We start from the raw sequence: 19266 nt of genomic DNA, 5'->3' as shown, positions 1-19266 counted from the left end.
CTTCGATGAACCGGGAAGTGGATGTGCTGTTGGTCTCGGTCCCCACCACGCCTGCCGGGTCGCCTAGCGCCGTCCCCGCGGGCGCCCGAGCTTTTCCAGGCGGCACCGGAGGTACGGAGGTAGTACTGGATTGCACCCATGCTAGTCGCTCGAACGAGACAATTTTTCCCACGAGCCGGGGGAAGCCCCGCGACTAGCGGTAGTGGATCACGTGGAGGCCCAGCAGCCCCTCGTCCGTCAGCACCGGCGGCTCCGGCCGCGTCCCGTCCGCGAGCTGCACCCCGCCCTCCGCACGCCGCCCGTTCAGCAGGTGCCCCACCGTCTCCCGGCCCCTGCGGTCCCTGCGGCGCACCCACACCAGCGCGGTCCGCCCGACCTCCATGCCCGCGAACTCGCCGAACACCCCGGCCCAGCCCAGGTGCGTGCTCACCCCGGTCACCTGGCCCAGCTCCGCCGCCGTGTGCCCGATCCACGCCGCGTGCGACGGGGCGGGCGGCGCGTCCAGGCCCGCCGCGTCACCGGCGTCCCAGCGCTCCAGCCACGGCCACGGGTCGGCGTTCGGCAGCGCGAACGGCGCCCGGTCCGACTCCTTCGGGACCACCAGCGCGGCGTCCAGCATCTGGTACCGCAGGTCGTCGGAGTCCCGGTAGGCAACCGTCGTGCAGGCGAACAGCCAACCCCGGCTCAGCTCGTCCTCCGGCGACGGGTCCACCAGCACGACCTCGCCCGCCCCGTACGCCTGCGCCAGGTGCTCCTCGGCGCGCCGCACCGCCGCCTCGAACCCCAGCAGCTCCACCGGCGGGCGCGGGCGGTGGAAGCGGGCCAGCACCAGCTCCTTGACCGCCACCACCTCCAGGTCCGCCGGGCCGCCGCGCATCCCGTCCAGCACCACCACGCCGTCCGGCCCGTGGTGCGCGTACAGCAGGTGCCCGGTCACCTCGGTGCCCGCCAGCTCCCGGCGCACCCACACCACGCCCCTGGTGTCCTCGCCGCCGTCGCGCAGCGCCGCGACCGCCGCCTCCCAGTCCGGGACCGCCGACACCTCCGCGTGCGGGAAGTGCCAGGCCCGCAACCGGTCCCACCAGCCGGGCAGCTCGTGCTCCGGCCGCCACGGCACCACCGACGCGGGCCTGCGGTCCACCAGCGCGTCCACCGCCACCACCGAGCCGCGCGCGTTCAGCCGCCACACCCAGTCCGCCGGGTCGGTCAGCGCGCGCGCCACCGGCTGCCCGTCGACCAGGTCCAGCACCGAGAACGGGTCGTCGTTCGGCAGCGGGAACGGCTGCCCGCCGTCGCCGGGCACCGCCAGCGCGGCGGCCAGCATCGGCTCGTCCGACCCGGTGTAGCGGCAGCCGAACACGGTGTAGGCGGGTGTCACCAGCAGGGCGTCGCCCGAGGGCTCCACCGCGCCGCCGTACACGTGGTCGAGCCACCGCTCGGCCGTGCTCCGTGCCTGTGTCACGCCTGCCCCGTCGCGCTCTGGCCGCCGGTGACCGGGAGGTCGGGCAGCGGGATGTACTGGATCAGCTTCGCGTCCCGGTCGAAACGGCCGGGGAGGTGGCTCTGCCCGTCGTAGGTCACGATCGTGCCCGCCGCGTTCCAGGCGTTCGTCACGTGCGCCGTCCCGTCGTACCGGGTGACCGCGACGGTGATGTGCCTGCCGACGCCGCCCTCCAGGTAGTCGAGCAGGTCGTGGAAGCTCTCCACGTCCACCAGCTCGGCGCCCGCCTCCCGCTGGATGTAAGGGTCCGTGGTGGGCCCGGACATCGGCGGGGCCGACGTCGGCACGCCGTGCATGGTGCGGTGCACGGCCACCACGCAGCGCGTGCAGTTGTAGTTGTGGCCGGGGGTCTTCGCGTCGAACGGGTCCCGGTTCACCACCGCCAGGCCCGGCACGTGCTGCTCGGTCCAGGCGCGCGCCGACACCATGTCGGGGAACGAGCCCAGGTGCACGACGCCCTTGGGCAGCCACTTGGCCAGCTCGGCCTGGTGCCTCGGCTCGTGCCGCGCGTCCAGGTCTGCCTTCAGCGCCGTCTCGGCCGCCTTGTGCTCGGCCGCCAGGGTGTCCTGCAGGAGCTTGCGCTCGTCCGCCGACGCGTTGTCGGCGGCCTGCTCGGCCTGGGCGCGCTCGGCGGCGTGCCTGGCCAGCAGCTCCTGGCCGAGGCGCTGCCGGTGCGCCTCCTGCGCCTGCTGCGTGTCCTGCTCGAACCGCTGCCGCTCGCCGGCCTGGCGCATCAGCACCTGGCGCTCCGCCTCCTGGCGCTCGGCGTGCTGCTCGGCGGTCAACCGCTGCTCCAGCTGCTGCCGCTCCGCGTTGTGGCGCTGCATCACGTCGTTCCACGCCCGGTTCGGGTCGAACATCCCCGGCGGGGCCTGCGTGACCTGCTGCTGGATCCACGCCCGTGCCCGCTGCGCGTCCGCCTGCTGGTGGCCCGCGAACTCGGCGGCGACCTGCTGGCGGCGGGCCTGCTGCCGGTTGCCCAGCTCCTGGCTCGCCCGCTGGTAGTCGGCGGACTGGCGGGCGGTGAACGCGGCGACCGCGTTGGCCAGCTCCTGCTGCTGCCCGGCCAGCACCGCCTGCTCGGTCTGCGCGACCTCGGCGGCGTGCCGCGCGCCCAGCTCGGTCAGGGCCGTGCCCCGCTGCTGCGCGAGGCGGGCGTCCAGCTCGGCGACCGCCGTGGCCGCCTCGGCGGTGAGCCGCTGCTCCAGGGCGGCCAGCTCGGCGACCCGCTCGGCGTTGAGCTGGGCGGCGAGCGCGATGGCCGCCCGGTTGCGCTCGGCCTTCCGCTCGGCGGCGGTCGGGGTGGGGTCGAGGTCCATCACGTCCGGGTCGGCCTGGTCCTTGACCGGGCTCGCGGGCGTGGTGTCGAGGTCCATCGGGTCGGAGAGGGCCTGCTGGTCCGCCCAGGACGGCGGGAGCAGGTTCAGCGAGCCGAACGCGGACGGGGACAACCGGGGGCTGCGCGGCGCGGTGAACGGCTCCACCGGCCCGCGCGGGACCGCGACCGGCGCGACCGCGGGCGTCTCGGCGACCGGGTCGACCGCCGAGGGGGTCTCGGTGGCCTGGTCGTCGGTGGAGTTCTCGACGTCTGAGTCCTCGACGGCCGAGCTCGCGACCGTCGCACCCTCGACAGCCGGCTCGGCGTCGGCGGGCTCGGCGGCGGTCGGTTCGGCGGCGGTCGGTTCGGTGGCCGCCGGTTCGACGACAGCCGCGTTCTCGACAACCGTGTCCGTGACAACCGCGTCCGAGGTGGTCGCGTCCGTGACAGTCGCGTCCGTGGCAACCGCGTCCGTGGCAACCGTGTCCGTGGCAACCGCGTCCGAGGTGGTCGCGTCCGCGACAACCGCGTCGGTGGCAGCCGCGTCCGTGACGGTCGCGTCCGGGGTGGACACCGGGTTGCTCAGCTCCCAGTCGACGTGCACGTCGGTGCCGTCCGCGCGGCCACCCCCGACCCCGGTGGCCCGAATCCCGTGCAGCGCCAGCGCGCCCGCCACGTCACCCGCCTGCGCCCCGGACACGGTGACCACGACCGACTCGTACCCCTGCCGCTCGCGCACGGCGTTGGTCTCCCGCAGGTCGGCCGCCAGCGCGGTCACCCGCGCCGGGTCGAAGCCGCCCTCGGGCTCGATCGCGAACGACCGCTCGGGCAGCTGGTTCGCCGCGTCGAGGCCGTCGCCCTCGCGGAGGTCGGCACGCACCTCGCCGGTGGCAGCCGCGTCGCCGGTCTCCACCGGCGCGGTGCCGGTGAGCGCGGTCTCGAACTCGGCGAACTCGGTGTCGAACTCCTCCTGGATGGTCGCCATCGGGGTGAAGCCCGTCGCGGGGCGGCCCGTTCCCGTCGCCGCGCGCTCGGCGCTCGGGGAGCGCTCCGCCTGGGCCTGGGTCTGGGTCTGGGCCTGGGTCTCGGTGGCCACCGGGGGGAGCGGACCGCTCACCGGCGTGACGTCGGCCGTCAGCGCGGTGCTCGGGATCTCGCCGTTGGACACCAGCGGGGCGGGCGTCAGCGTCCCGTTGGACGTCGGCGCACCGTTGGGCACCGCCGTGCCGTTGGGCACCGCCGCGCCGTTGGAGGCCGGAGTCCCGTGGGAAGCGGGCGTGCCATTGGTGGCCGCCGTCCCGTTGGTGGCAGGCGTGCCATTGGTGGCCGCAGTGCTGTTGGTGGGCGCGGTCCCATTGGTGGGCGCGGTGCCGTTGGTGGCCTGCGTCCCGTTGGTGGGCGCCGTCTCGTTCGGCTCCGCCGTCACGACCGCCGGGGTCCCGTCGCCCGGCGGCGTGCCGCCGTCCGGCGGGGTGGGCGCGCCCGGCGCGGTCGGCGGCAGGGCCGGGGCCACGCGGGCGGTGCGGGCGGCGTTGTACGCGTCCACCTGCTGCTCCACCGCGACCTTCGCCGCCCACCACTCGTCGCGCTTCAGCGCGGCCTCGGCCCGCTTCTCGTGCAGCTCGGCCTCGACCTCGCGGATCAGGGCCTGCTGCGCGACCTGCTTCGCCAGCTCGGCCACCACCGCGGCGCCCTCGGCGTCCCGCTGCCCCTCGACGCGCGTGATCGCCTCCCGGCGCTCGACGGTCGCCCGCTCGGCCGCGGCCAGGGCGTCGGACCGCGCGTCCAGCACCCCGCGGCCCTCGGCCAGCGCGATCTCGGCGACCTCCGCCCGGTCCCCGGCGGTGCGGGCCTCGTGCGCCGCCCGCTGCGCGGCCTCGGCGCGGTCCAGCGCCGCCTCCACGAGCCGCACCCGGCGCTCCGCCAAGGCGTGCGCGGACTCCAGGGCCGACACGTCCTCGCCGCGCGCCCGCGCGGCCTCCAGCGCCGCCCCGGTCCGGCCGGGGGTCGGCGCGACGACGTCCAGGGTGCCGCGCAGCCGCGCGACCACCTCGCCCGTCGGCCTGGACAGGTCGGCCGCGTGGCCGAGGTCCGCCAGCGACCGGTTCGCCTCGACCAGCTCGGCCTCGGCGCGCGCCCGCGCGCCCGCCGCCTCGACGGCCAGCGTCCGCTCGGCCTCCGCCCGCTCGCGCAGCCCGGCCACCCGCTCGGCCTCGGCGTCCCGCACGGCCCGGACGTCCGCCTCGGCCTGCTCGACCCGCGAGAGCACCGCGCCCTCGCTCCGGAGCCGCGTCCCGGCGCCGACCTGCCTGATCCGCGCGGCCTCCTGGTCGGCGCGGGCCGCCGCCAGCACCGGAGCCGCCTCGTTGATCTTGTCCTGCGCGTCGTGCCTGGCCTTCTCGACCGCCTTCTCGGCCTCGCGCCACGCCTCGTCGGCCTTCTTGACCTCGGCCTGCGCGCTGTCCAGCCCGTCGCCGAACCGCTGGCCCAGCAGCACCTCGGCCTCGGCCGCGGGCACCCGCAGCGACGCCGACCCCGGCACCGACAGGTCCACCACGGACGTGCGCCCGTCCACGGTGGCCACGACGCGGTACTCCACGTCGAGGTCCACCAGGCCGGACGTGCCCTGCGGCTTGCGGTCGGCGGTCCTGGTGTCGGTCGGGCCGCCGGACAGCGCCTGCGAGTCCTCGGCGGACCGCTTCACCTCGACGCCGCTGAACGACGGGTTCATCGTGTTGGCCGGATCGGCGCCCTGCTTGACCAGCACGGTGCCCGCCGCCGCCCCGACCGACACGTCGGCCGCCATCGCGACCTTCGCGTCCCCGGTGCTCGCGTACGCCTGCCCCTTCGAGCCGCCCATGCCGACGCCGTCGCTGACGCTGGCCAGGGTCGGGTTGGCGACCCGCGCGTAGACCTTCACGTCCGCGTGCTGGCTCAGCAGCAGCGCCGCCTCGTGCAGCGCCGGGACCTCCAGCGCCCCGCCGGTCATGCCGGGCAGGTGCGGCTGCAGGGTCTCCGAGGCCAGCGCGGAGAACAGCGTGTTCAGCGTGCCGGTGCCCTTGCCGGTGATGCCGTCCTTGGCGCCCGCGCCCCGCAGCGCCGCCAGCGCCGCCTCGCGCAGGTCCCGCGCGCCCCGCAGGCTCTCGACCGTGGCGGTCGGCGGCAGCGCGACCGCGCCGCCCTCCTTCTGCCACGCCGCGACCGCGTCCGCCGCGCCCTGGCTCGCCGGGCGCGCGGTCGTGGTCGACGTGTACGGCGCGGCGGCCGGGCCGCCCACGATCCGCTGGTTGTCCGCGAACGCCCGCAGCCTCAGGTCCTGCGGCTGCCCGGCGGCGGTCGCGACGACCTGGTCGCCCTTCTCCACCACCAGCTCGAACTCGACCGGCACGTCGTAGCGCGCGGCCGGTCCGCCGCCGCTGTGCGAGGCGCTGAACTGCGTGGTCAGCGAGGTGTTGACCGAGGTGCTCCTGGACTGCCCGATGTTCGCCGAGACGAACGCGCCGGTGTTGCCGGACACCGTCGGGTGCGCGCTGCCGGGGATCACGGTGCCGTTGGTGCGCACGCCGACGCCCCAGCCGCTGTCCCGGCCGAAGCCGGACGAGGTCTTGCTGGAGCCGCCGACCGAGTGGTCGATGCCGACGCCGTCGTTGACCACGTCGACGAACTTCGGCGTGCCCGCCTTCGCCTTCAGCGTCACCTGGAAGGTGTCCTTGCCGAACACGCCCGGCTGGTGCAGCAGCAGCGGCACGCCGCCGTCGAGCGCGCCGTCGATGAGCGCCTTCACGCTCGTCGGCGAGGTGAAGTCGGCCAGGCGCTGGAGGTTGTTCATCGAGTCGCGCAGCACCGAGTCCGGCACGAGCGCGTCGCCGACGAGCTTGCCGGTCTTCGCGTTGACCGCGTCGACGAGCGCCTTCACCTCGCCGGACAGGTCCGGCGGGGTCTCCAGCGTGCTCAGGCCCAGCGCGCCGGGCTCACCGGCGGCCAGCGTCCTCGGCGGCGCGAGGTGCCGGTCCACGGTGGGCAGGTCGCGGGTGGTGGGCTCGGGCAGCACGCCCAGCTTGCGCGCCTCGGCCTCGGTGACCCTGGCGAACACCGCGCCGGGCAGCGAGACGTCCACGCCCGCCGTGCGCAGCCGCCCGTCCGCGACCACGTTGACCTTCTGGCTCTCGGCGACCAGCGCCACGTCGGCGTCGAACTGCACGAGCACGGTGCGCGCGCTGTCCGGGTGCGAGGTGGTGCGGTCGACGTTGCCCGCCAGCTCCGAGCCCTGCGTCTCGGACTTGCCCCACACGGTGTACCGGCCGGTGACGGCCGGACCCGCGAGGCCCGAGACCGGGGCGGCGGTGCCGGGGGGAGCGGAGACCGGCGCCGGGCGCGCGGAGACCGCGATGCCCGCCGTCAGGTCCACCGACTTCGCGGTGCTGCTGGTGTAGCCGGCCTTGTAGCCGCCGCTGACGCTCAGGTCGGCCGGGGTGGTGTCGGAGATCGACACCAGCTTCGGCCTGCCCAGCTTCACGGTCATGCCGAGCGCGCCGGTCCGGTCGGTGATCCGCCGGTCGTAGCGCAGCGCGGGCTCCTGCACGCCCTGGTCGACGAGCTTCTGCAGGTTGGCCTTCAGGTTCTCCGGCGCGAACAGCCGGTCGAGCTGGGCCCGTGAGGCGGTGCCGGGCTGGGTGAGCGCGGTGTCGCCGTTCGCCGCCCGGTCGATGACCTTGATCGCCTCGTCGCGCAGGTCCTTGGCGCCGGTGAACGCCTCGACCCTGAGCAGCTCCGGGGCCTCGGCGCGCTCCCGCGCCGCGCGGCCGACCAGCTCGCCGATCGACGGCGGCTCGGCCATCGCCCTCGGCGCGACGGGGCCGGGGGTGAAGCCCTTCGGGTCGGACTTCATGACCACGCCGTCGGGCAGCCACGTGGTGACCTTGCCCGTGATCGGCGTGAGCACCTTCGGCGCGTCACCCGGCCGGGAGGCGGCGGGCGTCGCGGCCGGGACGGCGGACGGCGTGGCGGTCGCGTTCGGCGCGGCCGTGCCCGGCGTCGTGCCCGCGGTCGTGCCCGGTGCGGTCGTGCCCGCGGTCGCGTTCGGCGCGGCCGGGGGCGGCGTCGCCGTCCCGGTGCGCGCGACCACCTTCGGCTCCGGCACCTGCAGGAACGGCGAGCCCGGCGTCACCCGCCGCACCCACGACCTCGGCCGGGTGAAGGTCGAGACCACGATCTCGAACTCCACGTCCGACTCGAACAGGTGCGCGTCGGGCGAGCCGCCCGCCGTGGACGAGCTGGTGACCGCCGGACCCGCGCTGTTCTTGTCCGTCTTGCTGTAGGTGCCCCTGATCCCGGCCTGCGGGGTCGGGGTGACCGTGGCCGTCGTGCTCTTCCACGGCGCGTTCACCCGGCCCTCCAGCCCCGCGCTGAAGCCCTTCGTCGTCGACGTCGAGCTGTCCAGCTTCGGGCTGGTGCTGTTGGCCGCGCGCACGTTCCGGTCGGCCGCCTCGCCGAGGTGCGCGGTGTTGGAGACCTTGGCCCGCACCTCGATGTTGACGTAGGTGTCGGTGGTCTTGCTCTGGTGCTTGAGCTGCACCTGCACGCCCGGCCCCACCAGGCTGTCCATGCTGCTGCGCAGCGCGGTCGGCGACAGCTGGGCGAGCTTGCGCTGGTTGTCCAGGCGCAGCGCGGTGTCCTCGTACCGGTGCGCCTTGCGGTCGCCCGGCCTGGTCGAGTCGGAGTTCCAGTCGGGCAGGAACTTCGCGAAGCCCGGCAGGTCCCGCAGGACCTGCTCGACCTGCGGCTGCACCTGGTTGGCCGCGGTGAACGAGCCGACCCGGCCGTCACCGGCCGCCAGCGCGTCCGCCAGGTACGGCGGCGCGTGCCTGGTGCCCGCCGTGTCCGGCTTGACCAGCGCGGGCGGGGTGTCGCCCGGCGTGGGCAGGCCCTGCGCGGCGGCCTCGGGCAGGCCCATCCGCACGTGCGCGGTCACCGGCACGACGACGTTCTCGCCGCTGGGCGTGCGGACCTCGACGTCCACCTCGACCTGGTACAGGCCGATCTCGCCATTGACGGTCAGGCCGCCCCGGTTCATCGCGCTGACGCCCGCCGACGAGCCCTCGGCGGTGCGCGCCGAGTAGGTGCCGGTGACGCCGATCTGACCGGTGAGCGTGCCCGGCTGGCCGATGATCCCGCCGACGCCCGCCGTCGCGTCGAAGCCCGCCTTCGTGGTCGCCGACAGGCTGTTGCCGGTCGTCGTGGTCTCCTGCACCCGCAGCGAGGCCGTGTCGTTGGTCCCCACCAGCTCGGCGCTGCGCAGGCGCGCGGTCATCTGCACCGCGCCGCCCGTGCTGCCGTCCGGGCTGACCAGGTCGGGCGAGGTCACCCAGCCGTTCAGCATCGGGCCGAGGTGGGAGCGGATCGAGCCCGCGCTCAGGAAGTCCTGCAGCGCGGTCCGGCCCGGCGAGCCGATCTTGGTGATCGACGGGTGCAGCTTGGTCGCCACGTCGCCGAACGCCCGCTTCGCGTCCACGCCCGTGATGGCCTCGGCCACCAGGTGGTCGAGCTTCGCGCCCACGTCCGGGTCGGTCAGCGCCACGCGCGGCGCGGTCTTGCCGGACGAGGCGAGCCGCCCGAGGTCCTCGGGCACCACCAGCTCGACGCTGCCCTCGACGGACGGCGGCGAGGAGATGTTGCCCGACGCGTCGGTGAGCGTGACGGTGTACTCGACCTCGGCGCGCACGGCCTGCGCCTGCTCGCCGGAGCGCACCGAGCGCTGGTCGGCGGTGGACACCGAGAAGCCCTGGGTCACGGCGGGCGTCGCCAGCTGCGCCTTGCCCGCCACCGAGCCGTACGGCCCGGCGAGCACGCCCATCGTCACGCCGCCGCTGATGTCGTTCGCGGTGGTCAGCGCGTTGGTGGTGGACGCGGACTGGCCGGACTGGTTGGCGACGTCGACCTTGTGCTCGGTCTCCTTCGGCTTCCCCTCGTCCTCCGGCCTCACGGCGGTCGCGTCGGCGTCGGGGTCGGTCACCGGCAGCGCGGCCGGGGCCTCGGTCGGGCGCAGGTGCGCCCGCACGTTCGCCTCGTGCCACTTGCCGTCGATCTGGACCTGGAAGTTCCGACCGCCCTTGAGGAAGGTCTCGAACTCGGTCTCCAGGGTCCTGGCGACCGCCTCGGCGTCCTGCGGCCGGACGCCGCCGAGCGAGGTGACCACGTCGGCCGCGCCGCGCACGTCACCGGCGACGATCGAGCCCAGCGCCTCGTTGGACTGCGCGAAGGCGGGCAGGTCGCGGCCGGTGAGCACCTGGCCGGTGCTCGCGGGCGGCATCGGAACCAGCGGGATCACCGGGGCCGCGGGCCTGCGCTTCCACGGGGCGTTCGGCGCGACCGGCTCCGGGTTGGAGCGCGAGCCGGGGCGGTCCGAGCGGTCCGGGCCGAGCGGGTCGACCGCGCTCCGCGGGTCGGCGGTCTCGGCGATGCTCGCGGTGTCCGGGGTCAGCGCGCCCGGCGCGTGCTCCGCGTCGGGGGTGCGCGCGCCGTCCGTGGGGACCGGGGTGCGCCAGGCCGCCCGGTCGCGGGCGAGCCTGCTGTCCGGCGCGTCGGACGGCCTGCGGCTGGGCAGCGGCGTGCCCTCGGGCGTGGTGGCCGCCAGGACCTCCAGCGTCCGCACCGGGTCGTTGCCCCACTCGCGCAGGTCGGCCGCCGCGCGGTCGCGCTCCACCGAGGTCACCGCGGCGTTGTCCCACGCCGCGCCGAGCCGGTCGCGGTGCTGGAAGCCCTCCGCGACGAAGTCCGCGTACGCCTGCTCGGCGTCGCGCACCGCCTCGGCGTGCGCCTCGCGGGCGGACAGGAAGTTCCGGAACGCGTCGAGCCGCGTCCTCGGGAAGTCCGGGCCCTGGTTGACCAGGCTCGGCCGCCGGGTGGCGTCCGCGTCGAGCACCGCCGCGACGGCGGACTCGGCGTCCTGGGCCAGGCCGTCCCGCTGCGCCGGGGTGATCTCCACGTCCGGCACGACCCCGGTCGCGGTGCGCGCGATCGGGTCGGCGTTCACCAGCACCGGCGGCTGCCCCGGCGCGAACCGGATCAGCGGCTCGACGCCCTGGTGCCGCGTCACGATGTCGCTGAAGATCTTCCGGCCGAACGCGTCGGTCGGCTCCCAGTACATGTGCGCGCCGTGCTGGACGCCCATGTCGTTGTGCGTCAACCGGTACACGTCGAGGTCGTACGCGTACGCGGTCAGCTGCTCGCCGGTGTCCGGGCGGCGCACGTTGTACACGTCGTGGTCGCCGGTGATGTGCTTCGGGCCGTCCGCCGTCACCTGCTGCACGACGCCGTCCGGGGAGACGGTGAACTTCCCGTTCTCGGCGTGCTTCGCCATGACCGGGGCGAGCTGCGTGAACTCCTCCAGCCTGCTCTCGTACCGGTCGCGCACCACCTGGGCGTCGGTCGCGCTCAGCGCCGACACGTCCGGCTGCTCCGGCTCGAAGAAGCCGACCAGGCCCACGTGCTCGGCCTTCGCGCCCAGCGCCACGTCCACCGGGGTGATGGTCTTGGCCTTGATGTCGACCGGCTTGGGCACCGCGCCCTCGGCCAGCCAGCGCGCGGCGGTCGGGTTCGTCGGGCGCACGTCGTACACCAGGTCGAACCGGTCGGCCATGCGCTGGAACCGCTGCTGGTTGACCTCGGGCATCCCGTAGGTCTCGCGCAGCTCCTTGGCGGACAACGACTTCCCGCCGTCGTGGTAGTTCGGCGGGACCAGCCAGTTGCGCGGGTCGGCCGGGGTGGCCTCGGCCGGGAAGCGCGAGTCCAGGTCGGCGAACACCTCGCGGGTGAACGAGTCCGCCACGCGGGCGGGCGCGTCCAGCACCGGGGCGGTGTCCGCGAGCGGCGGCGTCCAGACCGGCGCGCCCTGCAGGGCGGTCATCCGGCTCTCGATCAGCCACAGGTTCGACGGCAGGACCTTGGCGCCCGGCGAGTTCAGGCCGGTGTTCATCGGACCGCTGACGCCCTGGGTCAGCGGGCCGGTGAAGCCCGCAGGCCTCGGGTCGTCGGGACCCCGGACCACGCGCGCCGCGTCCTGCCGGTGGTTGAAGACCGGGTTCTCGGCGTTCGGGTCCTCGTCGCGGCTGGTGTGGTACTGCTCGTACAGCCCGTAGAAGTGGCCGATCTCGTGCGCCAGCTCGCCGGGCGGGGTGTCGACCGGCCAGCTGGTCTGGTTCGGCCGGGCGCCCGCGGGGGCGAGCGTGACCGTGCTGTGCGCGTCGGCCGGGTTGTCGGTGAACCGCACGGAGCCGTGGAACTGCTCGCCGCCGGGGAGCCGGTTGCCGTGGTTGAACACGCTGTCCAGGCCCTCGGCCGCCCGCTGCTTCACCGCGTCGACCACGTCGGCCGGGTGGCCGGACGGGTCGAGGTAGATGACGGTCTCGAAGTCCCGGACCTGCTTGCCGTCGACGGTGAACGACCGGGTGTCGTACGCGATCTGGGCGCGCCACGGCCGGGCGTCCAGGCCCTGGTCGTCCCACCGGCTGCTGTCCATCAGGCCGGAGTCCTCGCCCCGGATCTTCGCGGTGATCGGCGCGGTCGCCTTGCCGCGCGCGATCTGCTCGGGCGTGGCCGGGTCCTTCGCGTCGAACCAGGGCGCGCTCGTGGCGTCGCTGTTGCGCCAGGAGGTGTCCTCCAGCACGGACTTGGCGAACGTCGGCCAGGCCGCGCCCTCGGTGTCCGGGAAGTCGATCTTCACCTGGGCGGCCCTCGGGTCCACCTCGGTGCGGGGGACCTGCGGCGGGGTCCAGCCGTCGGCGCGGCGCAGGTCGTAGTCGACCCGCACGTCCGCGCCGTCCCTAGACCCGCCCGGCAGCACCTGGGCGTCCACGCCGCCGTCGCGCAGCCTGCTCGCGACCTCGGCGGCGTGCGCGCCGTCCACGGCGACGACCGGCGGCAGCCAGCCGTTGGCCGCGCGCTTGCCCGCGCTCTCGGTCAGGTCGGTGGCCAGCGCGTCGAGCTTCGCGAGCTGCGCGTCGTCCAGCCTGCCGCCGGGGGCGACGTCGAAGGACGCCTCGGGCGGGACGCCGGTCCAGGCGCGCTCGCGGCCGGACCGGTGGTCGGCGGAGCGGTCCGAGGCGGGCGGGGTCGCGCCCGGCTGGTCCGGCCGACCGGCGCGCGGCGGCGCGGAGGGCGGGACGGCCGGGGCCTTGCCCTTGTCGGTGGTGCCTGCGGCGATCTCGTCGGCCCTGCGCTCGGCGGCGCTGAGCTCGGCGGCGTCGCGGGCCTCGTGCAGGTCGGCCTCGCGGATGGCGCCGTCGACCATCGCCCGCTCCTCGGGGGAGAGCGGGGCCTTGCCGTGCGGCTCCTTCGAGGTGCCCGCGCGGGCCGCGTCCTCCTTGGCGACGCCCTCCGACTCGCGGACCGGCGCCGGGGTCTCCACCGTCGTGCCCGCGGGCGGAGCGGGCGGCGTCCCGCCGTCGGTCGTCGGCGGCGTGGCGCGCGCGTCGTTGTACGCGTCGACCTTCGCCTCGACGTCCCGCTTGGCCTGCCACCACTCCAGCTGCTTGACGTCCGACTTGGCGCGCTCGGTGGCCAGGGTGGCCTCGACCTTGGCGATCTGCGCCTTCAGCAGGTTGGTCTTCAGCGCGTTCGCCACGACCTGCGCCGCCCGCTCGTCGGCGGCCTTCGCGGCGGTCTCGACCTCGGAGTCCCGCGTGGCCGCGAGGCCCTCGGCGGTCTCCAACCTGGTTCGTGCGGTGTCCAGGTTCCGCTGAGCCGTCTCCAGGGCCGCGACGTCGTCCCGGTGCTTCTGCCGGACGGCGTCGGCCTCGGCCTGACTGGTGTCGCGGACGCCCTCGGCCTCGGTCTGCACGCCCTGGAGCGCCTCGACCTCGGCGCCCAGCTCGTCGACCCTGGTCTGCAGGCCCGGCCTGCGCAGCACCGCCTCGCTCAGCGCGATGACGGACGCCTCCGAGCTGTCCGGGTGCTGCGCCGCCGTCGCCTTCGCCGCGATGTCGACCTCGGCGGCCCGCAGCGCCTCCTGCGCCTCGCGCAGCTCGGCCTGCTTCGCCGCCGTCGCCCCCGCCGCCTCGCGCGCGGCCCGCGCGTCGGTCCCGGCCTTCGCGTCGGCGGCCTCGACCAGACCGGGGCCCTTCGCGACCTCGGCCTCCAGACCGGTGACGACCCCCTGGTTCTCGTCGACGGCCTTCTGCTTGACGGGCACGTCGGCGTGCGCCTCGGCCTGCGCCCGGATCGCGCCGTCGCGCGTGGCGACCGCGCCCCGGACGTCCACCCCGTCGCGGGCCTTCGCCAGCTCGGCGATCTTCGGAGCCGCGTCGTTGATCTTGTCCTGCGCGTCGTGCCTGGCCTTCTCCACGGCCAGCTCGGCCGTGCGCCACTCGCCCGCCGCCGCCTTGACCTTGCTCTGCGCGCCCGCCAGCGCCGGGTCGATGCCCTCGCCGAGGACCTGCGGCACGTCCACGCCCAGCATCCGCACCGACACCGAGTCCGGCACGGTCACGTCCACCACGGACGTCTTGCCGTCCACGGTGGCCACCACGCGGTACTCCACGTCGTAGTCGACCAGCGCGGTCAGGTTGCCGGGGTTCTTGACGTTGTTGGTGGTGCCGGACGAGTGCCCGCCGCCCTGCGAGGCGTCGCTCTCCGTCGCGTGCTTGACGTCGAGCCCACCGAACTTGCCCAGTTCGGTGTTGTTCGCGACCGTGTCGTTGAACCGCGCCCCGCCGCCGACGCCGAACCCGACGTCACCGCCGTTGGTCGTCTTCGCGTCGGCGTTCGTCGTCCACGTGGACGTCTTCGGGTTCTCCAGGTTCACGCTCTCGCTGAGCGAGTTCAGGCTCCGCTCGACCACCCGCGCGTAGACCTTCACGTCGGCGTGCTTGCCGCCGAACACCGAGGTCTCGTGCAGGGTCGGCACGTTCAGCGAGTCGCGGAACACACCGGGCAGGCCCGGCTGGAGCACCTCGGAGCTGATCGCGTTGTGGACCACGTTCAACGAGCCGGTGCCCTTGCCGGTCAGGCCCTTGCCCGCGCCCGCCTTGGTCAGCGCCTCCACGGCGGCGTCGCGCACCGCCTCGGAGCCCCGGAAGTTCTCGACCGACGCGCCCGGCGGGACCCAGCTGCCGTTGTCCGCCCCCCGCCAGCGGGCGATCGCGTCCGGCTGGGCGTCGGCGGCCGTGCGGACCTGCGGCGTCCCGGCGACCGCGCTCGGGGTGGCCTTCGCGGGCGGCGCGGTGACGCGCTGGTTGTCCGCGTGCAGCCGCATGGAGATGTCCTGCGGGCCGCTCTTGACGCTGGTGACCGGATCGGCGTTCGCGCCCTTCTCCACCACCAGCTCGAACTCGACCGGCACCACGTACCGGGCCGCGGGCCCGGTGGCCGCGCGGAGGTTGCCCTCCTGCTCGGTCTTCGAGTCGCTGACGCCGACCGCCTGGGTGTGGGCGACGTGCGCGGTGACGGCGATCGGGATCGCCCCGTTCACCGTGCCCGGCGCGTTCGGCCGCGCGGTGCCCGGCTGGTTGATGCCGGGGATGAGCGCGCTCAGCGACCAGCCGGTCTTGTTGGTCAGGGCGGTGGTCTGCTTCACCGCGCCCGTGACGGTGTGCTCGACGTCGACGCCGTCGTTCACCACCTCCACGAACTTCGGCGCGCCTGCGGGCTTCGCCTTCAGCGTCACCTGGTAGGTGTCCTTGCCGAAGGTGCCCGGCTGGTGCAGCAGCAGCGGGACGCCGCCGTCGAGCGCGCCGTCGATCAGCGCCTGCACGCTGGTCGGCGAGGTGAAGTCGGTGAGCCGCTGGAAGTTGTTCGTCAGGTCCCGCATGACGGTGTCCGGGATCATCGTGGAGCTGCCGAACCGCGAGGTCTCCCTGTTCAGCTGATCGATCAGCTGGTTCACCTCGGCCGACAGGTCCGGGCCGTTCTCCACGGTGCCCAGGCCCAGCGCGCTCGACCCGTCCGTCGTCATCGACTTCGGCGGGCGCATCTCCGGCATGACCTCGGCCGGGACGTGCTCGGGCAGCTTGGGCAGGACGCCCATCTCGCGCGCCTCGGCCTCGGTGACGCGCACGAACACCGCGCCGGGCAGCTTCGTCGTGGCGCCCGCCGCGTCCGGCGTGCCGCCGTGGTACAGCGCGTTGCCCGAGCGGCTCTCGGCCACCACGGACACGTCCGCGTCCAGCTGCACCAGCACGGTGCGCTGCGTCCCCGGCGTGACCACGTTGCGGTCGACCGTGCCGGACACCTCGACCGCCGACGACTTCTTCTCGCTCCACGGGGTGTACTTGCCCATGAGACCGACGCCCACCGCCGTGGTGCCCGGCGCGGGCTCGCCCTCGGGCACGTTCGGGGTCTTCCTGGTCACCACGTTGGCGCCCGCCGTGGCGTCCACGGACTTCGACTTGGACGACTCGGCCGAGGCCTTCGCCCCGCCCGTCGACGCGTTCTCGGTGCCGTTGCCGTTGCCGTCGCCGAAGTGGTCGGAGATCGACACCAGCTTCGGGTTGCTCAGCCCCATCGTCATGCCGAGGGAGCCGGAGCGGGCGGTGAACCGCCTGCCGTACTTGAGGCCCTGCTCCTGGATGCCCGACTCCAGCAGCTTCGGCAGGGCGGCCTCGATGTTCTCGGCGGAGAACATCGTGTCGATCTGCGCGCGCGCCGGGGTGCCGGGCAGGGTCAGCGCCGTGTCGTCCTTCGAGGCGCGGTTGACCACGTCGACGGCCATGTCCCGCACGTGCTCGGCGCCGGTGAACGCCTCCACGTGCAGGAGCTTCGGCGCGATCGGGTCGCCCTTCTCGGCCTTCGCCGGGGTGGGCTTGCGGTCCGCGCGCGACGCGCCGTGGTCGGCCAGCAGGTCCTTGACGGTCGGCTTGCCGCCCATGGGCGTGGGGTCGGTCGGCGTTCCGGGCTTGAAGCCCTTGGGGTCGCGGGTCATCGTCGAGCTGTCGGAGATCCACAGCTCGACCGGGTGTGTGGCGTTCGGGGTGTCGGGGAACTGCTTGGTCGCGATCGTCCTGACCTCGGGCACGCGCGTGCCGGGCAGGTCGGACTTGCTGTGCGGCGCGAACGTGCGGGGCCGCTCGATCGAGGTGATCTCCACGACCAGCCGCACCTCGCCCTGGAACAGCTGGGCGTTCTTGCTGCCCACGTTCAGCGAGGTGTTCGAGACCGTCGGGCCCGCGGCGTTCTTGTGCCCGGTGGCCTGGTTGTACTTCACGCCCGCCTGCGGCATCGGGGTGATCGTGAGGCCGCCGTCCTTCGTCGGGGCGCTGATCCGGCCCTCGACGCCCAGGTTCCACCCCTTCGAGGTGGAGCTGGAGCTGTCCAGCTTCGGCGCGACCGCCGACGAGGCGCGCACGTTGCGGTTGTCGATCTGGCCCAGGTGCGCGGGGTTGCCGACGGGCACGGCCCGCACGGTGATGTTGGTGTAGGTCCGCGTGGTCGCGGTCTCGCTCTTGAGCTGGGCGGTCACGCCCGCGCCGAGCAGACCGTCCATGGTGGACTTGAGCGCGGTCGGGGACAGTTTCTCCAGCTCGCGCTGGTTCGCCAGCTGGAGCGAGGTCGCGTGCGAGCGGTCCCGCCAGCCGCTGAACGGGTTGCGCGACTTGGTGGTCGCGGGCGGCGGGGTGCTGCCCCACTCGGGCAGCAGGTCCTTGGTGGCGGGGTCGGCCTTGAGCATCGCCTCGACGTCGCCGAGCACCTTGCCCGCCGCCGGGAACGAGCCGACCTTCGCGTTGCCCGCCGCCAGCGCGGACGCCAGGTACGGCGGCGCGTGGCGGGTGCCCGCGGTGCCCTCCTTGATCCGGCCGGGGGTGCCGTCGGGCACCGGGAAGTTCGGCGTGCCGCCTGCCGGGTTCTGCGCCGTCGCCTCGGCCAGGCCGATGCGCTGGTAGGTGGTGACGGGGACGGTGACGGTGCCCTTGGGGCCGCGCACCTCCACGTCCGCCGTGATCTTGTAGACGCCGACGTCGCCCTTGAGCTGCACGCCGGTGCGGCTGCTGGTGCTCAGGCCCGCCGAGCCGCCCTCGGCGGTGCTCGCCGAGTAGCCGCCGACCACGCCGACCTGGCCCGCGAGGACTCCCGGCTGGCCGATCACGCCACCGAGGCCCGCGCTCACGTCGAAGCCGGACGGGACCGACGCCGAGGTGCCGCTGGCGCGGGCGGTGGACTCGTGCAGCCGCATCTCGGCGGTGTCGAGCGTGCCGACCAGCTCGGCGCGGGTGATCGTGGCGCGCATCTGCACCGCGCCGGTCTTCTTGCCGTGCGCGCTGGCCAGGTCGGGGGAGGAGACCCAGCCGTTGAGCATGGGGCCGAGGTTGCGGCGGATGTTCGTGCCGCTGAGGAAGTCCTGGAGCCCGGCGCGGCCGGGGGCGCCGAGCGCGGTGACCGACGGGTGCAGCAGGAGCTGGGCGTCCGCGAAGGCCTTGGCCGAGTCGTGCACCGAGACGGCCTCGGGGACCGGGTTGTCCAGGTTCGCGCCCACCGCCGGGTCGGTGATCGGGGCGCCCTGGGTGACCTGGCCGTCGGCGCGGAGCTTGGCCCCCGACTCGCCGATCTTGGTGAGGGTGTCGGGGATCTGGAGGTCGACGCTGCCGGTGACGGTCTGCGGACCGGGCACGGCCGGGGTCGCGCCCGGCGTCGTGCTCGCGGGCGCGGCGGGACCGTTCGGGAAGCGGCCGGAGACGTCGGTGGTGTTGACCGTGAAGGTCACCGGCACGGTCGCCGAGGCGGAGCTCTCCGCCGAGCGGATGATGCGCTGGTCGACCGTGGTGGAGGAGGTCTGCTGGCCCACCACCGGCGTGGCGATCTTGGCCTTGGCGCCCGCCGACACGTACGGCCCCGCGAGCTGGCTGTAGGCGCCGGACGCGCCGATCTCGTTGGCGGTGGTGATCGCCTGGCCCTGCGAGGTGGAGGTGCCGCTCTGCACGGCGGTGTCCACCTTGGTCGTGCCGGGCGCCGGGGTGGTGGTGATGCTCCCGGTGGCGGGCAGGTCGAGCTGCGCCTTGATGTTGATCTCGCGCCACTTGCCGTCGATCTTGACCTGGAAGTTCCGGCCGTCGCCGAGGAAGGTCTCGAACTCGGTGTTGAGGGCGTGCTGGACGCGCGCCGCGTCGGCGGCGGGCAGGTTCGGCACGGCGGCGGTGACCTGCGCGGCCCCGTGCACGTCCCGGACGGCGATGGTGCCGAGCGCCGAGCTGTCCCGGACGAACTCGGGCAGGAGGGCGGTGTCGAGGTCCTTGGTCGGGGTGGTGTCGGTGGTCGTGGCGCCGTCGGTGGGCGGCGGTGGGGTGGTCCCGTCGGTGGTGGTGTCGGTCGGCGGGACGTCGACACCGGTGGTCGGGTCGGTCGGCGGCACGTCGGTGCGCGCGTCGCCGTCGACGGTGCTGTCGATGCCGCCGTCCACCCCGGTGGTCCCGGTTTCGGGCACAGCGGTGCCGCTGACCGGAGCGCCGGGCGGGTTCGTCGA

At 74.6% G+C, this 19266-nt stretch carries 2 protein-coding genes (1 of these 2 only partly in view); both read right to left on the bottom strand.

Annotated features, from left to right (window positions below; translation table 11 throughout):
- Positions 1–193: 193 nt before the first annotated feature.
- Positions 194–1462, bottom strand: a complete 1269-nt coding sequence (locus AMIR_RS32015) for a YrhB domain-containing protein (RefSeq protein WP_015805143.1) — start codon at positions 1460–1462, stop codon at positions 194–196.
- Positions 1459–19266, bottom strand: partial view of a toxin glutamine deamidase domain-containing protein gene (locus tag AMIR_RS40780; RefSeq protein ID WP_015805142.1) — the 3' portion only. Its footprint extends 10782 nt past the window's final position; 17808 of the gene's 28590 nt are visible here — the last part of the coding sequence; its start codon lies off the right edge, out of view; it ends in the stop codon at positions 1459–1461. Before AMIR_RS40780 ends, AMIR_RS32015 begins: the two co-directional genes overlap by 4 nt.

Source organism: Actinosynnema mirum DSM 43827 (assembly GCF_000023245.1).
GTDB classification, from domain to species: Bacteria; Actinomycetota; Actinomycetes; order Mycobacteriales; family Pseudonocardiaceae; genus Actinosynnema; species Actinosynnema mirum.
The sequence above is the reverse complement of the archived record's forward strand: the minus strand, read 5'-3'. Positions and strand labels throughout refer to the sequence as shown.